General features: G+C 74.2%; 5 protein-coding genes and 1 pseudogene. All 6 read left to right on the top strand.

Going from position 1 to position 24,528, the window contains the following annotated elements; translation table 11 throughout:
- Nucleotides 1–16: 16 nt before the first annotated feature.
- The 6 genes and pseudogenes from ACZ37P_RS28360 (at nucleotide 17) to ACZ37P_RS28335 (ending at nucleotide 24,501) form a co-directional block, all read left to right on the top strand.
- Complete coding sequence (locus tag ACZ37P_RS28360; protein WP_467349217.1) at nucleotides 17–5,035, top strand: type I polyketide synthase; 5,019 nt, start codon at nucleotides 17–19, stop codon at nucleotides 5,033–5,035.
- A gap of 61 nt (nucleotides 5,036–5,096) precedes the next feature.
- Nucleotides 5,097–10,724, top strand: coding sequence for a type I polyketide synthase (locus ACZ37P_RS28355; protein ID WP_467349207.1), 5,628 nt, complete (start codon nucleotides 5,097–5,099; stop codon nucleotides 10,722–10,724).
- A gap of 57 nt (nucleotides 10,725–10,781) precedes the next feature.
- A complete protein-coding gene (locus ACZ37P_RS28350) occupies nucleotides 10,782–17,423 on the top strand; it encodes an SDR family NAD(P)-dependent oxidoreductase (protein WP_467349216.1) in 6,642 nt (2,213 codons plus the stop codon).
- Nucleotides 17,424–17,735: 312 nt separating this feature from the next.
- Nucleotides 17,736–21,869: pseudogene (locus ACZ37P_RS28345) on the top strand (type I polyketide synthase); the annotation flags it as partial.
- Between the two features lie 216 nt (nucleotides 21,870–22,085).
- A complete protein-coding gene (locus ACZ37P_RS28340; protein ID WP_402712432.1) occupies nucleotides 22,086–22,859 on the top strand; it encodes a thioesterase II family protein in 774 nt (257 codons plus the stop codon).
- Between the two features lie 187 nt (nucleotides 22,860–23,046).
- The gene (locus tag ACZ37P_RS28335; protein ID WP_467349204.1) at nucleotides 23,047–24,501 is read left to right on the top strand and encodes an FAD-dependent oxidoreductase; all 1,455 of its coding nucleotides are present in this window, start codon (nucleotides 23,047–23,049) and stop codon (nucleotides 24,499–24,501) included.
- Nucleotides 24,502–24,528 lie beyond the last annotated feature (27 nt).

Here is a 24,528-nt window from a genome sequence, read left to right as displayed (position 1 = left end):
GGAGTACCTGAAGCGGGTGATGGCCGACTTGGGCGTCACGAAGCAGCGGCTGCGGGAGGCCGAGGCCGCCGCCCAGGAGCCGGTCGCGATCGTCGGCATGGCCTGCCGCTACCCGGGCGGTGTGCGATCGCCCGAGGATCTGTGGCGGTTGGTGGACGGCGAGCGTGACGCCATCGGGCCGTTTCCCGACGACCGCGGCTGGGACCTGGCCGGACTCTTCGACCCCGACCCGGAGAGCCGTGGCACCAGTTACGTCACCGAGGGCGGATTCCTCGACGGCGCGGCCGACTTCGACCCCGCGTTCTTCGGCATCACCCCGCGCGAGGCGCTCGGCATGGACCCGCAGCAGCGGCTCATGCTGGAGATCTCCTGGGAGGCGTTCGAGCGTGCGGGCATCGACCCGCGCGCCGTGCGCGAGGAACGGGTCGGCGTCTACACCGGAATCGTCGCCAACGGATACGTGTCGCGGCTGCGGCGCACGCCCGAGCCGGTCGAGGGCTACGTCATCACCGGCACCATGTCGAGCGTCGCCGCCGGGCGGATCGCGTACACGTTCGGTCTCCAAGGGCCCGCGCTCAGCGTCGAGACGGCGTGCTCGTCGTCGCTGGTGGCCCTGCACCTGGCCGTGCAGGCGCTGCGTTCCGGCGACTGCACGATGGCGCTCGCGGGCGGCATCGCGGTCATGCCGACTCCGGACGCCTTCGTGGAGTTCAGCCGCCAGCGCGGCCTGGCGCCCGACGGCCGGATCAAGGCGTTCGCCGCCGCCGCTGACGGCACCAACTGGGCCGAAGGCGCGGGCGCGTTGCTCGTCGAGCGGCTGTCGGACGCGCGCCGCAAAGGCCACCGTGTACTGGCCGTCGTCCGTGGCACCGCGCTCAACCAGGACGGCGCCAGCAACGGACTGTCCGCTCCCAACAACCTCGCTCAGGAACGGGTGATACGCGACGCGCTCGCCGACGCCCGCCTCAGCGCCGCGGACGTGGACGTGGTCGAGGCGCACGGCACCGGCACGACGCTCGGCGACCCCATCGAGGCGCAGGCGCTGCTCGCGACGTACGGGCGGGAGCGGGCCGGCGAACGGCCTTTGTGGCTGGGCTCGGTGAAGTCCAACATCGGGCACTCAGGACCCGCGGCGGGCGTGGCGGGTGTGATCAAGATGGTGCAGGCCATGCGGCACGGAGTCCTGCCGAGGACCCTGCATGTCGATGAGCCGACGCCGCACGTGGAGTGGTCCGGCGGCGGGGTGGAGCTGCTGGCGGAGGCGCGCGAGTGGGTCCGGGGCGAGGGGCGTACGCGGCGGGCGGGCGTGTCGGCCTTCGGGATCAGCGGGACGAACGCGCACGTGATCCTGGAGGAGCCGCAGGCCGCGAGCGAGGACATCGCCGAACCCGGCTCCGCCGAGGGCCCGTTGGGATTGCTCAACGTCGTTCCGTGGCCGGTGTCCGCACGGTCGGCCGCAGGGCTGCGCGGGCAGGCGGACCGGTTGGCCGCCGACCTGGCCGCTACCGCCGCAGCCGCGGACATCGGCCTCTCGCTGGCCACCACCCGCTCCGCGATGGAGCACCGCGCGGTGGTCCTGGCCGCGAGCAGCACACAGGCCCTGGACGTACTCGGCGCGCTCGCGGCGGACACGCCCGCCCCCGGCCTGGTGAGCGGAGCGGTTCGCTCCGACGCGGGCCGGGTGGTGTTCGTGTTCCCTGGTCAGGGGTCGCAGTGGGCGGGGATGGCGACTGAGCTTCTGGGGTCGTCTCCGGTGTTCGGGGCGCGGTTGGCGGAGTGTGATGCGGCGCTGCGTCCTTATGTGGGGTCGTCGGTGGTGGAGGCGATTCGTAGCGGGGCTCTGGACGATGTGGTCGTGGTTCAGGGGGCGTTGTGGGCGGTGATGGTGTCGCTCGCCGAGGTGTGGCGGTCGGTGGGTGTCGAGCCGGGTGCGGTGATCGGTCACAGTCAGGGTGAGATTGCCGCCGCGTGCGTGGCGGGCGCGCTTTCCGTGGAGGACGCGGCGAAGGTCGTGGCGTTGCGGGCGAAGGCGATTCGCGGGTCGTTGTCGGGGCGTGGCGGGATGGTGTCGGTCGCGCTGCCCGCGCAGGACGTACGGGAGCTGATCGCGCGGTGGGACGGTCGTATTTCCGTCGCGTCGGTGAACGGGCCTTCGTCCACGGTCGTTTCGGGTGAACCGCAGGCGTTGGACGACCTTCTCGCCGCATGCGAGGCCGGGGGCGTACGGGCGCGTCGTATCGATGTGGACTACGCGTCGCACTCGGTGCAGGTGGACGCGATCCGGGACGAGGTAGTTGAGGCCCTGTCGGGCATCGAGCCCCGGTCCTCGCAGGTGCCGTTCTACTCGACGGTGACCGGCGGCAAGCTCGACACAACCGCGCTGGACGCTGCGTATTGGGTGACCAACCTCCGTCAGGAAGTCCGTTTCGACGAGACCGTCCGGGCCCTGCTCTCAGACGGCTTCGGCTACTTCATCGAGTCCAGCCCGCACCCGGTCCTGGCTGTCGGTCTGGCCGAGACGTTCGAGGACGCGGGCTCCGACGCCGTCGCCCTGGGAACCCTGCGTCGCGAAGAGGGCGGCCAGGAACGCTTCCTGACCTCCCTCGCGGAGGGTTGGGTACGCGGCCTGCCCGTCGACTGGCGGTCCGTCTTCGCCGGAACCCCCGCCCACCGTGTGGACCTCCCCACCTACGCCTTCCAGCGGCAGCGCTACTGGCTGGAGGACGACGATCCTGAGCGGGCAGCGGCGGGCGGCGCGGCGAACGCCGGGGTGCCCGATGCCGTGGAGGAGGCGTTCTGGGCGGCCGTGGACGGCGGAGACGCCGACACGGTGGCCGGTGAGCTGGGCGTCGTCACCGATCTGCCGCTGCGCGAGGCGCTGCCCGCGCTGTCCACGTGGCGCAGGCGCCGCCGTGAGGCGTCGGCGGTCGACGGCTGGCGGTACCGGATCGGCTGGCGGCCGGTCGTGTCCCCGGCGCGGGTACGGCTCACCGGCCGCTGGCTGCTGGTGCTGCCCCCGGCCGACCGGTGTCCCGCCGAATGGGCCGACCTCGCGGACGCGGCCCTGACCGGCCACGGCGCCCAGGTCGAACGGCTGCACCTCGACGCGACCACCACAGCGGGAAGCGCCGACGCCCTCGCCGCGGAGCTGCGGTCCCGCACCGACGGCGACACGACCGAGCGGACCACCCCCCTCACCGGCGTCCTGTCCCTGCTTGCGCTGGACGAGACGCCCGATCCCGAGCGGCCGGCGGTCACGGAGGGCCTGGCCGCCACCGTTTCCCTGGTCCAGGCCCTGGTGGCGGTGGCCGAGGAGTCCGGGACGCAGCCGACGCTGTGGTGCGCCACCCGTGGCGCGGTGTCGGTGGCGGCGGGGGACAGGACGGTCTCGGCGGCGCAGGCGCAGATCTGGGGCCTCGGCCGGGTGGTGGCGCTGGAGCACCCCTTGCTGTGGGGCGGGCTGCTGGATCTTCCGGCCACGCCGCTCGCGGAGCTGTCCGATGAGGCGACGGTCCGGGCCGGTCGTGCCCTCGCCGCCGCCCTCGCCGGGATCGCCGACGAGGACCATGTGGCGCTGCGCCCGGACCTCGGCGGGCTGCTGGGCCGTCGCCTGCTGCGGGCCCCGGCCGCCGACTCGGCCGCCGTCCGCACATGGCTGCCCGAGGGCACCGTGCTGGTCACGGGCGGTACCGGCGGGATCGGCGCGCACATCGCCCGCTGGCTGGCCGCCGGGGGAGCGCCGCACCTGGTGCTGGTCAGCCGTCGCGGGGCGGACGCGCCGGGCGCCGCCGCCCTGGAGAAGGAGCTGGTGCAGGCCGGCGCACGGGTCACCTTCGCCGCCTGCGATGTCGCGGACCGCGACGCGCTCGCCGCCGTACTCGCCGCGATCCCGGCGGAGGAACCGCTGTCGGCCGTGTTCCACGCCGCGGCCGTTCTGGACGACAGCGTGGTGGCACATCTGACCCGTGACCAGATGGAACGGGTGCTGCGCGTCAAGGCCGGTGCGGCGGTGCATCTGCACGAGCTGACGCGGGACATGAACGTGTCGGCGTTCGTGCTCTGCTCGTCGTTCGGAGCGACCTTCGGCATGCCGGGACTCGGCAACTACGCGCCAGGCAACGCGTTCCTGGACGCGCTGGCCGAGCGCCGCCGCGCCAAGGGACTTCCCGCCACCTCCGTGGCATGGGGTACGTGGGCCGGTACCGGTATGGCCGCGGGGGACGTCGGTGCCCGGGGCCGCCTGGAGGGCATCCACGAGATGGCGCCCGCGCTGGCCGTGACCGCCCTCCAACAGGCGCTCGACCGCGACGAGACGGCCCCGGTGGTCATCGACCTGCGCTGGGAGCGGTTCGCGCCCGTCTTCCACGCCAAGCGCCCGACCGCGCTGTTCACGGAGATCCCCGAGGCGGTCGCCGCGCTGCGGTCCGGTGCGGCGGGCGACACGGAAACCGCGGGGACCGGTGCGGCCACGGCGGGGGAACTGCGGTCCCGGCTGGCGGGCCGCCCGGCGGCGGAACAGGAGCGCGAGCTGGTCGAGTTGGTGCGCGGGCACGCCGCCGCGGTCACCAGCCACGTGACCCTCGACGGCGCCACGGGGGAATCCGTCGACCAGGACCGGCCGTTCCGCGAGCTGGGCTTCGACTCCCTCATGGCGGTCGAACTGCGCAACCGGATCGGTACGGCGACCGGCCTGGCCCTGCCGTCGACGCTCGTCTTCGACTATCCGACGGTCGCGGTCCTCGCCCGCCACCTGCACGAGGAACTGGGTCTCGGCGGCGAGGACACCGCCGAGACTCCGGGCCTGGCCGAACTCGACCGACTGGAAAGCGCGTTGGCGGCCGGGCTGCCCGAGGGACCGGCCCGCGCGAAATTCGTCAAGCGCCTTGAGCGCCTGCTGTGGAAGGTCGGCGACGACGAGGCCGCGGACGACGAGGCACCCGAAGGCCCCGGCGGGAGCGCGACGGACGAGGACGCGCTGGGCGCCGCGAGCAACGAGGAGATCTTCGCCCTGATCGACCGTGAGCTGGGCACGTGATGACCCGCTCGTTCTCTGGAAACCCCGCCCGCAGGTCCCCACGATCCCCGGAGTGCACGCGATGACGAACCAGGCCCCGTCCACCGACGAGAAGAAGCTCCGCGACTACCTCAACAAGGTCATGACCGACCTGAGGCGCACGCAGCGGCGGCTCCGGACGGTCGAGGCGCAGAGCCACGAACCCGTCGCGGTCATCGGCATGGCCTGCCGCTATCCCGGCGGTGTCACCTCCCCCGAGGACCTGTGGGACCTCGTCGCGGGGGAGGGGGACGCGATGACCGGCTTCCCCGGTGACCGCGGCTGGGAGACCGACGACCTGAGGCTGTTCGACCCCGAGGGCGTCGAACTCGCCTGCGAGGGCGGCTTCGTGGACGGCGCGGCCGACTTCGACGCCGAGCTGTTCGGCATCTCGCCGCGCGAGGCGCTGGCCATGGACCCGCAGCAGCGGCTGGTCCTGGAGTCCGCGTACGAGGCGTTCGAGCGGGCCGGTATCGCGCCCGCCGACCTGCGCGGCAGCCGTACCGGCGTGTTCGTCGGCGCGTCCTACACCGGGTACGGCGCCGATGTCGCGCGGATACCCGAGGGCCTTGAGGGCTACACGATGACCGGGTCGGCCAACAGCGTGGTCTCCGGCCGTGTGTCCTACGCCTTCGGCCTGGAGGGCCCGGCGCTGACGGTGGACACCGCGTGCTCGTCGTCGCTGGTCGCCCTGCACCTGGCCGTGCGGTCGCTGCGCGACGGCGAGTCCGAACTCGCCCTGGCCGGGGGCGCGATGGTGATGCCGAGCCCGATGGAGTTCATCGAGTTCAGCCGCCAGCAGATGCTCGCGCCCAACGCCCGGTGCAAGGCGTTCGCCGCCGCCGCGGACGGCACCAGCTTCTCCGAGGGCGCGGGCCTGGTGCTGCTGGAGCGGCTGTCGGACGCCCGGCGCAACGGCCACCGCGTGCTGGCCGTGGTCCGCGGCACCGCGGTCAACCAGGACGGCGCGAGCAACGGCCTGACCGCCCCCAACGGCCCCTCGCAGCGCCGGGTGATCGAGGCCGCGCTCGCCGACGCCCGGCTGACCGGTGACGAGGTGGACGCGGTCGAGGCGCACGGCACCGGTACGACGCTCGGCGACCCGATCGAGGCGCAGGCACTGCTCGCCACCTACGGCAAGGACCGCCCCGCCGACCGGCCGCTGTGGCTCGGTTCGGTCAAGTCGAACATCGGGCACGCGCAGGCCGCCGCGGGTGTCGCGGGCGTGATCAAGATGGTCCAGGCCATGCGGTACGGACTGCTGCCGCGCACCCTGCACGTGGACGCGCCGACCCCCCAGGTCGACTGGTCCAGCGGCACCGTCGAGCTGCTGACCGAGGCCAGGCAGTGGCCGACCGCCGATGACCGGCCGCGCCGCGCGGGCGTCTCCGCCTTCGGCATCAGCGGCACCAACGCGCATGTCGTCCTGGAAGCCGCCACCGACTTCGCCGAGCCGGACGAGGCCGAATCCGCGCCGGACGAAGGCCCGTTGGGCCCGCTGAACGCCGTCCCGTGGCCCGTGTCGGGCCGGTCCGCCGCCGCCCTGCGCGCACAGGCCCGCCGACTGAGCGGATACGCGGGCGACTCCGACGCCCCGGACTTCGCCTCCATCGGCCGGGCGCTCGCCCTCACCCGCGCCGAGCACGAGCACCGCGCCGTCACCGTCGCCACCGACACCAAGTCGGCGCTCAGCGCGCTCGGTTCGCTGTCGGAGGGCGTCCCGGCGCCGGGTCTGGTGTCCGGTGTGGTGCGTCCGGGCTCCGGCCGGGTGGTTTTCGTCTTTCCTGGTCAGGGGTCGCAGTGGGCGGGGATGGCGATGGAGTTGCTTGCCTCGTCTCCGGTGTTCGCGGAGCGGTTGGCGGAGTGTGACGCGGCCCTGCGTCCTCACGTCGGTTCGTCGGTGGTGGAGGCGATCCGCGAGGGCGCTCTGGATGACGTGGTGGTGGTTCAGGGGGCGTTGTGGGCGGTGATGGTGTCGCTGGCTGCGGTGTGGCGTGCTGCGGGTGTCGAGCCGGGCGCGGTCATCGGTCACAGCCAGGGCGAGATTGCCGCCGCGTGCGTGGCGGGCGCGCTTTCCGTGGAGGACGCGGCGAAGGTCGTGGCGCTGCGGGCGAAGGCCATTCGCGGGACCTTGTCGGGCAACGGTGGAATGGTGTCGGTCGCGTTGCCCGCGCAGGACGTACGTGAGCTGATCGCGCGCTGGGACGGCCGGATCGGTGTGGCTTCGGTCAACGGGCCTTCGTCCACGGTGGTCTCGGGCGAGCCGGAGACGCTGGACGACGTTCTCGCCGCATGCGAGGCCGGGGGCGTACGGGCGCGTCGTATCGATGTGGACTACGCCTCGCACTCGGCACAGGTGGACGCGATCCGTGACGAGGTCGTCCAGGCCCTGTCCGGCATCGAGCCGCAGTCCTCGCAGATCCCGTTCTACTCGACGGTGACCGGCGGCCGTATCGACACGAGCACGCTGGACGCCGAGTACTGGGTGACCAACCTCCGCCAGGAGGTCCGTTTCGACGAGACCGTCCGGGCTCTGCTCTCCGACGGCTTCGGGTACTTCATCGAGTCCAGCCCCCACCCGGTTCTCGCAGTCGGTCTCGCGGAGACCTTCGAGGACGCGGCATCGGACGCCGTCGCCCTGGGCACGCTCCGTCGCGAAGAGGGCGGCCAGGAACGCTTCCTGACGTCTCTCGCGGAGGGCTGGGTACGCGGTCTCCCCGTCGACTGGCGGTCCGTCTTCGCCGGAACCCCGGCCCACCCCGTGGACCTGCCCACCTACGCCTTCCAGCACCAGCGCTACTGGCTGGAAGGTGACGCCGCGCGCGCCGGGGACCCGAGCGGGCTCGGGCAGGAGTCCGTCGATCACCCGCTGCTGTCGGCCGCGGTCCGCGTCGCCGACGAGGACCGGATCGTGCTGACGGGCCGCCTCTCGCTGCGCACCCACCCGTGGCTGGCCGACCACAGTCTGCACGACCGTCCCGTGCTGCCCGGCGCTGTCTTCGCTGAACTCGCCCTCTACGCGGGCGAGATGGCGGGCTGCGGCCGGATCGAGACGCTGGAGCTGACCGTGCCGCTCGCGCTGCGGGGAAAGGCCGCGGTGCACGTCCAGGTGTCCGTCGGCGCGCCCGACGAGGACGGTGGCCGCCTGCTGGCCGTGCACGCCCGCGCCGAGGACGCCGAGCCGGACGCGCCGTGGGTCAGGCACGCCACCGGCGTCCTCGTACCCGAGGAACCGGACGCGTCCGGCCCGGCCGACGAACTGGAAGGCTCCGTCTGGCCGCCCAGCGGCGCGCAGCCCGTCAGCCTCGCCTATTTCCACCGCCGGATGGCCGACCTGGGCCAGGTGTACGGCCCGGCGTTCGAGGGCCTGCGCAAGCTGTGGCGGGTCGGCCGCGAGTACTACGCCGAGATCCGGCTGCCCGAGGAACACGCCCGCGACGCGGCCCGGTTCTGCCTTCACCCGGCTCTGCTGGACGCGGCACTGCAACCCGCCCTGGTCAACCGGAACCAGAACGCCCAGTGGACGCGGTGGTCCGGCTTCTCGCTGCGCGCCGCCGGGGCGACCGCGCTCCGCGCCCACCTGCGTCCGACCGGCCAGCCCGACGAGTTCACCGCGACGTTCACCGATCCCGACGGCGGCCCGGTCGCCGTCCTGGACGCCGGGCTGCCGCAGCCGGTGACCGCCGACGAGGTGAACCACTCGGCCGCCGGCCGGCCGGACAGCCTCCACCGCGTGGAGTGGGCGCCGGTTCCCGTCTCCGGCCAGAGCGCCGACTGGCTGCTGCTCGGCCCGGTCGACGACCGGCTCACCGAAGCCCTGGAGGAGTCCGGGGCGTACCCGCAGGCGTACGACGATCTCGGCGCGCTCACCGAAGCTCTCGACGCGGGGCTTCCCGCGCCCGAACTCGTCGCCGTCAGCCACGGGTTCGCTCCGCACGAGCGGGACGACGCCTCGGCCGCCCGTGCCGCCACCGTCGACCTCCTCGCCACGGTCCAGAGCTGGCTCGCCGAGGACCGGCTGGCACCGTCCCGGCTGGTCGTCTTCACCCGGCACGCGGTCGCCGCCCGCGCCGAGGACCGGATCGGCGACCTCGTCGGCGCCGCGCTGTGGGGTCTGATCCGTTCGGCGCAGGCCGCGCACCCCGGCCGGTTCGTCCTGGTCGATGTGGACGACGACCCGGGCTCGCTGGCGCTCTTCCCCACCTCCGTACCCGCCGCTGTCGGCTCCGGCGAACCCCAACTCGCCCTGCGCGCGGGCACGGTCATGGTGCCCCGGCTCGCCCGTGCCACGTCGTCGGCGGCAGGCGGCACCCCGTGGCGGCCCGACGGCACCGTCCTGATCACCGGCGGCACCGGCGCCCTCGGCGGCCTGATCGCTCGTCACTTGGTCCAGCGGCACGGCGTACGTCATCTGCTGCTGGTCGGCCGCCGTGGCGAAGAGGCCCCCGGTGCGGCCGAATTGCGGGATGAGTTGACCGGGTCGGGTGCAGCGACCGTCACCGTCGCCGCGTGCGACGCCGCGGACCGCGACGCGCTCGCCGCCCTTCTCGCGGCCGTCCCCGAGGAACACCCGCTGACCGCCGTCCTGCACTGCGCGGGCGTGCTGTCCGACGCCTCGCTGGAACGGCTCACCGCGCAGGACATCGACCGGGTCTTCGCGCCCAAGGCCGCCGCCGCTCTCCATCTGCACGATCTGACGCGCGACGCCGACCTGTCCGCGTTCGTGCTGTTCTCCTCCGCCTCCGGCGTCCTCGGCAGCATCGCCCAGGCCAACTACGCCGCCGCGAACGCCTTCGTCGACGCCCTCGCCCGGCAGCGCCGCGACCTCGGGCTGCCGGGTCAGTCACTCGCCTGGGGCCTGTGGGCGCAGAGCAGCGCGATGGGCGCCGACGCCGACGCGGCCAAGGTCGCGCGGGCCGGGGTCCTGCCGCTGTCCGCGCGCCAGGGCACCGACCTGTTCGACGCGGCCGTCACCGATGGCGAGAGCCTGCTCGTCCCCATCCGGCTCGACACCGACGCGCTGCGCGTACGGGCCGCGTCCGGCACGCTCCCCGACCTCCTGCGCGGCCTCGTCCAGGCCGCCGCACCGGCCAGGCGCAAGGTGGAGGCACCGCGCGCGGAGACCGCGGCGGCCGACTGGTCGGCCCGGCTCGCCGGGCTGTCGCAGGCCGAACAACTGCACAGGCTGGAGGAGTTGATCCGCGGCCACGTCGCCTCGGTGCTCGGCCACGGCTCACCCGAGGCCATCGAGACCGACCGGGCCTTCAAGGAGCTGGGCTTCGATTCCCTGACCGCGCTGGAGCTGCGCAACCGGCTCCAGGCGTCCATCGGTGTCCAGTTGCCCGCCAGCATCGCCTTCGACCACCCGACCATGACCGCCGCGGCCCGCTTCATCCGCGGCCAACTCGCCCCGGGCGAAGCCGCCGAGACCGTCCCGGCCCTCGCCGAACTGGACCGCCTGGAATCGGTGCTGCTGGACCTGCCGGCCGCCGACGACGAGCTGCGGCGGAAGGTCACCGCGCGGCTGCACGCCCTGGCCTCCAAATTGCAGGACGCGCAGGACCCCGGCGCCGCCCGGTCCGCAGGCAAGGCCGCCGACGACCTCGATCTCGAAGCGGCCACCGATTCCGAACTGCTCGCCATGCTCGACGACGAACTCGACACCCCGTGACGGCGCCCACCGTACGGCTGTGACCTCACCGAACCCGAACACGAATAGGTGTGACTCCTGATGGACACCACGGTCAGCAGCGCCGGCGCCGGCCAGGTCGGCGAGGACAAGCTCCGCGAGTACCTCAAGCGCGCCACCGCCGACCTGCGCAAGGCGCGGCGCCGGGTCCGCGAGCTGGAGGACCCGCAGCCCATCGCGATCGTGGCGATGGCCTGCCGCTACCCGGGCGGCGTCGAAACCCCCGACGACCTGTGGCAGTTGGTCGCCGAGGACGGCGACGCCATCACCCCGTTCCCCGTCAACCGCGGCTGGGACCTGGACAGCCTCTACGACGCCGACCCCGACGCCGAGGGCAAGAACTACGTGCGCGAGGGCGGATTCCTGCACGACGCGGACCAGTTCGACGCCGACTTCTTCAGCGTCAACGCCCGCGAGGCCCTGATCATGGACCCGCAGCAGCGGCTCATGCTCGAGATCTCCTGGGAGGTGCTGGAGCGGGCGGGCATCGACCCGCTGTCCGTCAAGGGCAGCCGCGGCGGGGTGTTCGTCGGCGCCGCCACCGTGGACTACGTCACCGGCAACCACAAGGTGCCCGAGGGCCTCGAGGGCTACATCGGGGTCGGCTCCTTCGCCAGCGTCGTCTCCGGCCGCGTCTCCTACAGCCTCGGCCTGGAGGGCCCCGCGCTCACCGTCGACACCGCGTGCTCGTCGTCGCTGGTCGCGATGCACCTGGCGGTGCAGGCGCTGCGGTCGGGAGAGTGCTCCTTCGCCCTCGCCGGCGGTGTCGCGGTGATGCCGACACCGCAGGGCTTCATCGCGTTCAGCAGGCAGCGCGCCCTCGCGCCCGACGGCCGCTGCAAGTCCTTCGCGGGGGCGGCCGACGGCTTCGGCCCGTCCGAGGGCGCGGGCGTGCTGCTGCTGGAGCGGCTGTCGGACGCGCGGCGCCAGGGCCACCACGTGCTCGCCGTGCTCCGCGGCTCCGCCCTCAACCAGGACGGCGCCAGCAACGGGCTCACCGCCCCCAACGGCCCGTCCCAGGAGCGCGTCATCCGCGACGCCCTCGCCGACGCACGCCTGTCCGCCGACCAGGTGGACGCGGTCGAGGCCCACGGCACGGGCACCCGGCTCGGCGACCCCATCGAGGCCCAGGCCCTGCTCGCGACCTACGGGCGGAACCGCGCCGACGGCGAAACCCTCAAGCTCGGCTCCATCAAGTCCAACATCGGCCACACCGCCCACGCGGCGGGCGTGGCGGGCGTCATCAAGATGGTCCAGGCGATGCGCAACGGACTGCTGCCGCGCACCCTCCACGTCGATGAGCCGTCCCCCTTCATCGACTGGTCCGGCGGCGGAGTCGAACTTCTCACCGAGCCGCTCGAATGGAAGCGCGCCGACCGGCCGCGCCGGGCCGCCGTGTCCTCCTTCGGGATCAGCGGGACGAACGCGCACGTGATCCTGGAGGAGCCGGAGCACGACGGTGCGCAGGCCCTCGCGGAACCCGAAGTCGGCCCGGACAGCAGCCCGTTGGGGCCGCTGAGGGTCGTCCCGTGGCTCGTGTCCGGGAGGTCGGCGGACGCGCTGCGCGAGCAGGCCGAACGGCTCGCGCACCACGTCGGCGACAGCTCCCGCCCGGCCGACGTCGGGCTGTCGCTCGCCACGTCACGGGCCGCCCTGGAACACCGCTGCGTGGCGCTCGCCACGGAGGCGCACCAGGCGCGGGGCCTGCTGGGGTCTGTCGCGGAGGGTGTCGCGGCCTCGGGTGTGGTGTCCGGTGTGGTGCGTCCGGGTGCGGGTCGGGTGGCGTTCGTCTTTCCTGGTCAGGGGTCGCAGTGGGCGGGGATGGCGTTGGGGTTGTTGGACTCTTCGCCGGTGTTCGGGGCGCGGTTGGCGGAGTGTGATGCGGCGCTGCTGCCTTATGTGGGGTCGTCGGTGGTGGAGGCGATTCGCGAGGGCGTTCTGGATGACGTGGTGGTGGTTCAGGGGGCGTTGTGGGCGGTGATGGTGTCGCTGGCTGCGGTGTGGCGTGCTGTGGGTGTCGAGCCGGGTGCGGTGATCGGTCACAGTCAGGGTGAGATTGCCGCCGCGTGCGTGGCGGGCGCGTTGTCGGTGGAGGATGCGGCGCGGGTGGTGGCATTGCGGGCGAAGGCCATTCGCGGAACCTTGTCCGGCAACGGCGGAATGGTCTCCGTCGCCCTCCCGGCGGAAGCGGTGCGGGAGCAGATCGCGCGCTTCGAGGGGCGGATATCCGTCGCCTCAGTGAACGGCCCGTCGTCCACGGTCGTCTCCGGTGAGCCGGAGGCGTTGGACGACCTCCTCGCCGGATGCGAGGCCGAGGGCGTACGGGCGCGTCGTATCGATGTCGACTACGCCTCGCACTCAGCACAGGTCGATGCCATACGCGGGGAGGTAGTTGAGGCACTGGACGGCATCGAGCCCCGGTTGTCGCAGGTTCCGTTCTACTCCACGGTGACCGGCGGCAAGCTCGACACGACCGCGCTGGACGCCGACTACTGGGTGACCAACCTCCGCCAAGAGGTCCGTTTCGACGAGACCGTCCGGGCCCTGCTCTCGGACGGCTTCGGGTACTTCGTCGAGTCCAGCCCCCACCCGGTTCTCGCAGTCGGTCTGGCCGAGACCTTCGAGGACGCGGGATCGGACGCCGTCGCCCTGGGCACCCTCCGACGTGATGAGGGCGGCCAGGAGCGGTTTCTGACCTCGCTCGCCGAAGGCTGGGTACGGGGTCTCCCCGTCGACTGGCGGTCCGTCTTCGCCGGAACCCCCGCCCACCGCGTGGACCTGCCCACCTACGCCTTCCAGCACCAGCACTACTGGCTCGCCGAGGGCTACAAGAACTCCGGCGACGCCTCCGACCTCGGGCTCGAAGCCGCCGGACACCCGTTGCTGGGCGCCGCGTTGCCGGTCGCGGGCGCGGACCGGCTGCTGCTGACCGGGCGGCTGTCGACCGCCACCCACCCCTGGCTGGCCGACCACCGGGTGGGCGGCCGGTTGCTGCTGCCCGGTACCGCTTTCGTGGAACTGGCGCTGCACGCCGCCGACCTCGCGGGCTGCGGCACGGTGGCGGAACTGACCCTCGGTAGCCCGCTGGTGCTGCCCGAACGGGGCAACGTCCAGGTGCAGTTGTCCGTCGCCGCGCCCGACGCGCGGGGCCGCCGCGAGTTGGAGGTGCACGCCCGGCCCGAGGGCGGTGAGACCCCCGCGGAGTGGACGCGGCACGCCACCGCCACGCTCGCGCCCGCCGCCGAGGCGGCGGACGGCGGTGCCGACGCCGCGCTGGGCGGGACGGCGTGGCCGCCGCCGGGCGCCGTGGCCGCCGACACCGAGGGGATGTACGAGCGGGCGCGGGAGTCCGTCTACGCCTTCGGCCCGGCCTTCCAGGGGCTGCGGTCCGCTTGGCGGCTCGGCGACGCCGTCTACGCCGAGGCCGCGCTGCCGGTCGAACTCCACCAGGACGCGGGCAGGTTCGGCGTCCACCCGGCACTGCTGGACGCGGCGCTGCACGCCACCGGCTTCGGCGACTTCCTCGATTCCTCGGCCACCTATCTGCCGTTCGCCTGGCGTGACGTGACGCTGCACGCGGTCGGTGCCGGGGCCGTGCGGGTGCGGGTCACGGCGGCCGAGGGGCAGGACAGCCTGCGGCTGACGCTCGCCGACGCGGACGGCGCCCCGGTGCTGTCCGTCGGCTCGCTGGTGATGCGGCCGGTCAGCGCGGCTCAGTTGGACGCGGCGGGTCCGGACGCCGACGCGGACATCAAGGACGCGCTGTTCCAACTCGACTGGCAGCGGCTCCCGTTGGACGCGGGCGCGCCGACCGGCGCGGGCTGGGCCGTACTCGGCGACGACGTCCACGGTCTGCTGCCCGCGCTGCGCGCGGTGGACGCCGTGGCCGAAGTCCGCACCGGCCCAGTCGAATTGGCCGCCGCGATCGCCGAGGGCGCGCCCGCGCCCGGCCTGGCCCTGTTGTCGTTCGGTACGCCGAAGCCCGGCGGCGACCTCGCGGCCACCACCCGTGACGTCGTCACCGACGCGCTCGCCCTGCTCCAGGAGTGGCTGGCCGACGACCGGCTGCGGGGCACCCGCCTGGCGCTGGTGACCCGGCGGGCGGTCGCCGCGGCCGAGGACGAGGACGTCGAGGACCTGGCGCACGCAGCGCTCTGGGGGCTGCTGCGGTCGGCTCAGGCCGAGAACCCGGGCCGGTTCCTGCTGCTCGACCTCGACGGCCGCGACGAGTCCCGGCTGCGCGTCGGCGCCGCCCTCAACAGCGCGATCGCCGCCGACGAGCAGCAGATCGCGCTGCGCGTCGGGGTGGCCACCGTGCCGCGCCTCGCCCCGGCCGACACCACCCGCCTGCTGCGCCCGCCGGCCGGCGCCGCGGCCTGGCGGCTCGACACCACCGCGCCCGGCACCCTGGACGCACTCGCGCTGATTCCGCACCCCGAGGCGCTGGCACCGCTGGAGGAGGGGCAGGTGCGCGTATCGGTCCGCGCGGCCGGTGTGAACTTCCGTGACGTGCTGGTGAGCCTCGGCATGGTGCCGGGCCAGGCCCGGCTCGGCAGCGAGGGCGCGGGCCTGATCACCGAGGTCGGGCCCGGCGTCACCGAGTTGGCCGTCGGAGACCGGGTGATGGGCCTGCTGCACGACCCGTTCGGACCGTACTCGGTCACCGACCAGCGGCTGGTGGTGCGGATACCGCGCGGCCTGTCCTTCGAGCAGGCGGCGGGCGTGCCCGCGGTGTTCCTGACCGCCTGGTTCGGGCTCGCGGACCTCGCGGGCCTCGCCGAGGGACAGCGGCTGCTGGTGCACGCCGCGACCGGCGGCGTCGGCATGGCCGCGGCCCAACTCGCCCGCTACTGGGGCGCGGAGGTCTTCGCCACGGCCAGCGAGGGCAAGTGGGACACGCTCCACCGGATGGGCTTCGAGGAGTCCCGGATCGCCTCCAGCCGCACCCTGGAGTTCGAGGAGAAGTTCCTCGCGGCCACCCACGGGCACGGCATGGACGTCGTACTCAACTCGCTGGCGCAGGAGTTCATCGACGCCTCACTGCGGCTGCTGCCCGAGGGCGGCACATTCCTGGAACTGGGCAAGACCGATCCGCGCGACGCGGACACGGTCGCCGCCGACCACCCCGGGGTGGCGTACCGCCGCTACGACCTGATCGACGCGGGCGCCGACCGGATCGCGGAGATCCTCGGCAAGCTCGTCGCGCTCTTCGAACGCCGTATCCTGCGCCCGCTGCCCGTCCGCACCTGGGACGTGCGCCGCGCGCCCGAGGCGTTCCGGCTGATGAGCCAGGCCAAGCACACCGGCAAGCTGGTGCTGACCGTGCCCAAGCCGCTCGACCCGGACGGCACGGTGCTGGTCACCGGAGGCACCGGCACCCTCGGCTCGATCGCCGCCCGGCACCTGGTCACCGCATGGGGCGTACGGCACCTGCTGCTGACCAGCCGACGTGGTCCCGACGCCCCCGGCGCCGTACAACTGCGCGCGGAACTCCTGGAGTCGGGCGCCGAGAGCGTCACCGTCACCGCGTGCGACGCGGCGGACCGCGACGCGCTCGCCGCCGTACTGAACGCCGTCCCGGCCGACCGCCCGCTGACCGCCGTCGTGCACACCGCCGGTGTCCTGGACGACGGGATGGTCGGCTCGCTGACCTCGGAACAGGTCGACCGGGTGCTGCGGCCCAAGGTGGACGCGGTGGTCAACCTCGCCGACCTGACAAGGGAGTCGGACCTGGCCGAGGTCGTGCTGTACTCGGCGGGCGCCGGTGTGCTCGGCAACCCCGGACAGGCCAACTACGCCGCCGCGAACGCGTTCCTGGACGCGTACGCGCACCATCGCCGCGCCCACGGGCAGCCCGCGCTCTCCCTGGCCTGGGGTTACTGGTCGGAGGTCAGCGAGCTGACCGGACGGCTGGACGAGCAGCAGGTCGCCCGGATGACCGGCTCCGGTGTGCTGCCGATCGACGCCCGGCGCGGCATGGCCCTGCTCGACGCGGCGCGCGGTACGGGCACGGCCCTGGCCGTCCCGACCCGGCTGCACCTGCCGACGCTGCGCGACCAGGCCGGGCAGGCGCCGGTGCCCGGCATGCTGCGCGCACTGGTCGCGGGCGGCAGGCCCGCGGGACGCCGGGCCGCCGCCCGCTCCACCGCCCCGGTGGAGGCGCGCTCGCTCGCCGCGAAACTGGCCGGGCGGCCCGCGGCCGAGCAGCGCGAGCACCTGCTCGATCTGGTCCGCTCGCACGCCTCCGCGGTGCTCGGGCTCAGCGGCACCGACCCGGTCGGGCCGTCGCGTGCCTTCAAGGACCTGGGCGTCGACTCGCTCACCGCGGTGGAGCTGCGCAACCGGCTCAACGCCGCGACCGGCCTGACACTCCCCAGCACCCTGGTCTTCGACTGCCCGTCCCCGTCCGCGCTCGCCGCCCGGCTCCACGAAGAGCTGGTGGAGGGCTCCGCCGATGTCGCGGGACCCCCTTCGGCCGACTCCGAGGAGGCCAGGATCCGCGGACTGCTGGCCACCGTCCCCTTCGCCCGGCTCCGCGCCGCCGGCGTCCTGGACACGCTGCTGCGGCTGGCCGACACACCCGACGCGCCCGAGGAGCCCGAGGCGCGGGAGGAGCGGCGCGAGGCCATCGCCGACATGGACGTCGACGACCTGGTGCGCGCCGCGCTGGGCGAGCGGTGACGGCGTGCGCCCGGTACGTACGGCAGCGGTCGGTACGGCAACGGTTCGTACAGCAGCGGTCGGTACGGCACCGGACCGTACGGACCGGGTTCGCCCCTCGACCCGCGGTACGGAGCCGGACCGCGGGGCACCGGGGGCCGTGGCAGGAGCGGTACCGGTTCTGAACGCCCGAGCAGCCGCCCGGAGCCGGCCGACGCGAGAGCCGAGTCCGGGGCCCCGGCCCACCGGAGATCACGACACGCGGCGCGAGCGGCGCCGGGCCCCACGGAAGTCCCAGCAGAAACGGAGTCACTGATGGCCATGGAGACCGGACGCATCGTCGAGGCGCTGCGCGCGGCCCTCACCGAGACGGAACGGCTGCGCGAGGAGAACCAGCGGCTGCTGTCGGCGGCCACCGAGCCCCTGGCCGTCGTCGGGATGGCCTGTCGCTTCCCCGGCGGCGCGGACACCCCGGAGAAGCTGTGGGAGGCGCTGGAGTCCGGCCGGGACATGATGACCGACATCCCGGACGACCGCGGGTGGGACCTGGGCATGCTGCTCGGCGACGGCGACACCCCCGGCGCCTCGATCGCCCGCCAGGGCGGCTTCCTCACCGACCTGCCGCGCTTCGACGCCGAGTTCTTCGGCATCTCGCCGCGCGAGGCGCTGGCCATGGACCCGCAGCAGCGGCTCGCCCTGGAGGTGACCTGGGCGGCGGTCGAGAACGCCAGGATCGACCCGCACTCCCTGAAGGGCAGTGCGACCGGCGTCTTCCTCGGCGTCTCCTACGCGGGCTACGGCACCGACGCCGAGGAGCTGCCGCCGCAGATCATGGGCTACCAGCTCACCGGCAACGCCAGCAGCGTGGCGTCCGGCCGGATCGCGTACGTCATGGGCCTGGAGGGGCCCGCGGTCTCCATCGACACCGCCTGCTCCTCGTCGCTGGTCGCGCTGCACCAGGCGTCGCAGGCGCTGCGCTCGGGCGACTGCGCCATGGCCCTGGTCGGCGGCGCGAGCGTGATGCCCACCCCCACCCTCTTCATCGAGTTCACCCACCAGCGCGGACTCGCCGCCGACGGCCGCATCAAGGCGTTCGCCGCCGCCGCCGACGGATTCGCCTGGGCCGAGGGCGCCGGCGCGATCGTCGTGGAACGCCTGTCGGACGCGCGCCGCAACGGCCACCGGGTGCACGCGGTGATCCGCGGCTCCGCGATCAACCAGGACGGTGCCAGCAACGGCCTGGCCGCGCCCAGCAGCCGCGCGCAGGCCAAGGTGATCCGCGCCGCGCTGCGCAACGCCGGGCTGTCCGCGCACGAGGTCGACATCGTGGAGGCGCACGGCTCCGGCACGACGCTCGGCGACCCCATCGAGGCCAGCGCGCTGCTGGCCACGTACGGTCAGGAGCGGCCCGCCGACCAGCCGCTGCGGCTCGGTTCCATCAAGTCCAACTTCGGCCACACCGGGGCCGCCGCGGGCATCGCCGGGGTGCTCAAGATGGTGCTGGCGATCAGCAACGGCGCGATGCCGAAGTCCCTGCACATCGACGCCCCGACGCCCGCCGTCGACTGGGACTCCGGTGCGGTGCGGCTGCTCACCGAGACCATCGCGTGGCCCGAGGCCAAGCCCGCCGACGAGTCGGGGCACCAGCCGCGACCGCGCCGCGGCGCCGTGTCCGGCTTCGGCATCAGCGGCACCAATGTGCACGCGATCTTCGAACAGGCCCCCGCGGAACTCGCGGATCCGGCCCCGCCGACCGGCGTACGCGCTCCTGCGGCAGTCGGTGAAAGCACCGTCGGAGAAGCGGGCGTCGGTGAAAGGACCGCCGGTGCTGACGCCGTAGCCGCCCCCGCCGTGCCCGTCCTGCTGCCCGTCTCGGGCGACGGCAGCCGCGCGCTGCGCGCCCAGGCCGCCCGGCTCGCGGACCACCTCGCCGACCGGCCCGAGCTCGCGGTGGCCGACGTCGGCTACTCCCTCGCCACCACCCGCGCGGAACTCACCGCCCGCGGCACGGTCCTGGCCGCCGACCGCGAGGAGGCGCTGCGCGGACTGCGGGCGCTCGCCGACGGCGTGCCCGACCCGGACGCGGCCGTCGGGCCGCCGTCCGCGAGCGGTCGCCCGGCCTTCCTCTTCACCGGCCAGGGCGCACAGCGCGCGGGCGCGGGACAGGAGCTGTACGCCACCTTCCCGGCGTACGCGGCGGCCTTCGACGCCGCCTGCGCGGCGCTGGACCCGCACCTCGAACGGCCCTTGCGCCAGCTGGCGTTCGCGGCGCCCGGATCGACGGACGCGGCCCTGCTGGACGAGACCCGGTACACCCAGCCGGTGACCTTCGCCGTCCAGGTCGCGCTGTACCGGCTGCTGGAATCGTGGGGCGTGCGGCCCGGCCACCTCATCGGCCACTCGGTCGGCGAGCTGTCCGCCGCGCACCTGGCCGGGGTGCTGTCGCTGCCCGAGGCGGCCGAACTGGTCGCCGCGCGCGGGCGGTTGATGGGCGACCTGCCGCCCGGCGGCGCGATGGCCGCGATCCAGGCGTCCGAGGCCGAACTGGCGCCGATGCTCGCCGGACGCGACCACGAGGTGTCGCTCGGCGCGGTCAACGGCCCCCGGGCCGTGGTCGTCTCCGGGGACGAGGCCGCGGTGGACGAACTCGTCGCGCACTGGGCCGAGCGGGGCCGCAAGACCCGGCGGCTGGCGATCAGCATCGCCTCCCACTCCACGCGGATGGACCCGATCCTGGACCCCTTCAGGGACCTGGCCGCGACGATGACCTTCGCCGAACCGGAGATCCCCGTGCTCTCCAACGTCACCGGCACGATCGCCGGGCCCGGCGAGCTGACCTCACCCGACTACTGGGCCCGCCACATCCGTTCGGCCGTCCGGTTCCTCGACGGCATGCGGACGATGGCGGCCGCCGGTGTGACCACCTACGTCGAGCTGGGCCCCGACTCCGCGCTCAGCTCCATGGCGCGCGACAGCCTGGGGGAGGCCGCCGCGGGCGCCGTCGTCGTCCCGGCGCTGCGCCGCGACCGGCCGGAGGCCCGCACGCTGCTCGCCGCGGTCGCCGCGGTGCAGACCCGCGGCGTCCGGCCCGACTGGGAGGCGGTGTTCGCGGGCACCGGCGCCCGCGTCGTCGACCTGCCCACCTACGCGTTCCAAGGCGCCGGTTACTGGCTCGGCGCTACGGGCGCTACGGGCGCTACGGGCGCTACGGGCGCGACGCGCCGGACCGCCACCTTCCCGGCCCCTTCCGTCAGCACAGTGCCCGCCGCGGAACCGGCGGCGCGGCAGGAGTCCGGCACCTTCCGGGAACGGCTCGCCGGGCTCGGCCCCGACGAGCGCCCGGCCGAACTGCTGGGCGTGGTACGCCTCCAGGTCGCCCGGGTGCTCGGTCACCCGTCGGGCGAGCACGTCGACCCGGACCGCGAACTGTCCACCCTCGGCTTCGACTCGCTGTCCGCCGTCGAACTGTCCACCACGCTCAGCGCCGTCACCGGCATCGCGCTGCCCAGCACCCTGGTCTTCGACCACGCCAGCGTCGACGCGCTCGCCGCCCACCTCGACCGCGAACTCGGCGACGCCGCCACGGGGTCCGCCGCCCCGGCGGCGCCCGCCGTGCGCTCGGCCGAGGGCCTGAGCGGCCTGTTCGAACGCGCCGTGGAACTCGGCCGGGGCGAGGAGGCGCACGACCTGCTCGCCCGGTTCGCCGACTACCGCGCCCAGTTCACCACCACCGCCGAACTGACCCGCCCCCTGCGGACGGTGAAACTCGCCGACGGCCCGGACGAGCCGCTGCTGATCTGCTTCCCGACCTTCATCTGGCGGCAGAACTTCCACCAGTACGCGCGGTTCGCCGCCGGCCTCGGCGGACGCCGCGCCACCACCGTCGTGGGCCTGCCCGGCTTCGTGTCCGGCGAGGAACTGCCCTGCTCCGTAGACTCGTTGACCGAGGCGCTGGCACAGGCGGCCCAACAGGCCGCCGGGGGACGGCGGTTCGCGGTCCTCGGCTACTCCGGCGGCGGCAACATCGCCGCCGTCACCGCGGCCCGACTGGCGGCGGACGGACACGCCCCGGCCGGACTCGTACTCATCGACACGCCGACCTGGGGCGGCGGGCACGGGCTCGGCGCCGACTGGACGGACACCTTGCAGAATTCGCTGCGCGAGCGCCGGGAGGTCGTGGAGACCTCCGCCGACGACGCGGGCGAGGCATGGCTCACCGCCCGCGCCCGCTACGCCGGGTTCGACTACGGCCTCGACGCCCTCACCGCGCCCACGCTGCTAGTACGGGCGAGCGAACCGATCGGCGGCCACCAGGGCGGTGCGGCCGAGGGCTGGCGGGTCGACTGGGCGCTGCCGCACGACACCGTCGACGTGCCGGGAGACCACTTCTCGATGATCGAGGCCGAGCACGCCGCGGCCACCGCGGCGGCCGTGGACGGCTGGCTGTCCGCCCTCGACCCCGACTGACGCGCCCGCGGCGCCGGCCGGAAGGACCTCCGGCCGACGCCGCGCCCGGACCCCGATCCGGCGCGGCGGCCCCGCGCGGGCGCGACGGCAGACCCGGCATCCCGTGGCCCCGCGCGGGCACCACAGGAGACCTGGCCGCCACCGGCGTCCACCCCCGTACGCCCACCGCTCCATCCGCCGTCGCCGAACCGGCCCGGCGGCGCTGAGGAGGAAACCATGACCGCCTGGGACCTGAAGACCGGTCCGTGGATCACCCGTTACACGCCCGCGGCGCCCGGTCCCGGCGCGGTGCAGCTCGTCTGCCTGCCGCACGCCGGGGGATCGGCGACCTTCTTCAAGCCGCTGAGCGCGCACATGCCGCCCGGCGTGGAGGTGCTGGCCGCCCAGTACCCCGGTCGGCAGGAGCGGCGCAACGAGCCCTGCACCGAGGACATCGGACGCCTCGCCGACGCCGTCGCCGACGCGCTCGGGCACCTGCCCGACACCGCTCCGCTGGCGCTCTTCGGACACAGCATGGGCGCCCTGGTCGGCTGGGAGGTGGCCCGCCGCCTGGAGGCGGGCGGCAGGACCCGCCCCGTGGCGCTGATCGCCTCCGGGCGGGGAGCGCCCGCCGTGCACCGCAACGCGCACCTCGGCCGCCGCAGCGACGCCGAACTCGTCGCCGACCTCACCGCGTTGAGCGGCACCGAGGGCGCGCTGCTCGCGGACCCGGGCATCCTCGCCATGGTCCTGCCGGTGCTGCGCGGCGACTACCGCGCGCTGGACGCCTTCGCCTACCGTCCCGGCGTGCCGCTGCGCTGCCCGATCAGCGTGTTCCTCGGCGAGGACGACCCCTGGGCGCGCGGTGCGGACGCCGAGGGATGGCGCCGGGAGACCACGGGCGGGACGTCCTTCCGGCGCTTCCCCGGCGGCCACTTCTACCTGGCCGAGCAGTGGCCCGCCGTGGCCACGGCCGTCGCCGCCTGCCTCGGCCGGGTCCCCGCGTCATGAGCCGGCCGTCTGCCGGGAGACGCCGGGCCGCCCAGGACCCGCCGCCGGGCCCGGCTACGGACCCCGGTCGCCGCCCGTACGCGCGACGACCGGCCGAGGCCGAAGCCCCGGCATGAGTCCCGGCCGAGGCCCCCGCCCCGAGGCGCACCCCAGGGCATCCATCAGGAAAGGAACGTGAGAGGACACCATGGTCGGAACATCCACGGGACCCACCGGACCCGTCGCCGGAGGCCGCGCCGTCGTGCTCGGCGCGGGCATGGCCGGAATGCTGGCGGCCGTCGCGCTGCTGCGCCACGTCGACACCGTCACGGTCCTCGACCGGGACCGGCTGCCCGAGGGGCCCGACCCGCGCCGCGGAGTCCCGCAGGCCAAGCACACGCACGTCCTGTGGTCCGGCGGCGCGCGGCTCATGGAATCGCTGCTGCCCGGCACCGTCGACCGGCTGCTCGCCGACGGCGCCCACCGGATCCGGCTGCCCGAGGACCTGGTCTCGCTCACCGCCTACGGCTGGCAACAGCGCATGCCCGAGACGCAGTTCATGATCGCGGCCAGCCGGCCGCTGCTCGACTGGACCGTGCGGGACCAGGCGCTGCGCGACAAGCGGATCACCGTGCTCGCCGACACCGACATCATCGGCCTGCGCGGCGACGCCGACCGGATCACCGGCGTCACCTACAAGCCGCGTACGGGCGGCGGGATGTCGGTCGTCGAGGCGGACATCGTCGTGGACGCCACCGGCCGCGGCTCCCCGATGAAGCGCTGGCTCGGCGTGCTGGGCCTGCCGCCCGTCCAGGAGGACGTCATCGACTCGGGCATGGCCTACGCCACCCGGATCTTCGCCGCACCCGAGGGCGCCCGCGGTCCTTTCCCGCTCGTCAGCGTCTACGCCGACCACCGCGCCGGGGTGCCGGGCCGCAACGGCATCCTGCTGCCGATCGAGCGGGGACGCTGGATGGTCACCCTCTCCGGGACCCGCGGCGCAGAACCGCCCGGCGACGAGGACGGATTCCGCGACTACCTGGACTCCCTGCGCCACCCGCTGATCTCGCAACTGCTGCGCCACGCCGAGCCGTTGACCCCCGTGCAGGCATCCCGCTCGACGGCCAACCGTCGGCTCTTCTACGAGCGCCTGGTGCGCTGGCCCGACGGGCTCGCGGTCGTCGGCGACGCCGTCGCCGCCTTCAACCCGGTCTACGGACACGGCATGAGCAGCGCCGCGCTGGCCGCCGCCGCCCTCGACCGGACGCTGTCCGAGTGCGGCGGCCTGGTCCCCGGCGCGGCGCAGGCCGTGCAGCGCGCGGTCGGCGCGGTCGTCGACACGCCCTGGATCCTCGCCACGTCGCAGGACGTCTGCTACCCCGACGTGCAGACCAGGTCCGAGGACCCGCGGCTGACCCGCTACGCCGCCGAACGCCGCCGCCAGGCCGACACGATCGGCGAGGCGGCGCTGCTCGACCCCGTCGTCTGCTCCGCCGCGCTGCTGGTCAACACGCTGTCGGGCGAGGCCGACGCGCTCGGCGCACCGGACGTCCAGGCCGCGCTCGCCGCCGTCGTCGGCACGGTCGCGCCCGCGGAACCCACCCTGACCGCCGCCGAGTGGCGCGCCGTGACCGCCGACGACCGTGCGGAAGCCGTATCTTGACGTTACATTGATGACTGAAACGAGTAG

It is taken from the genome of Streptomyces sp. NPDC024632 (genome assembly GCF_055559175.1).
Note: the sequence above shows the minus strand (reverse complement) of the source record. Positions and strands in the feature narration are given on the sequence as shown.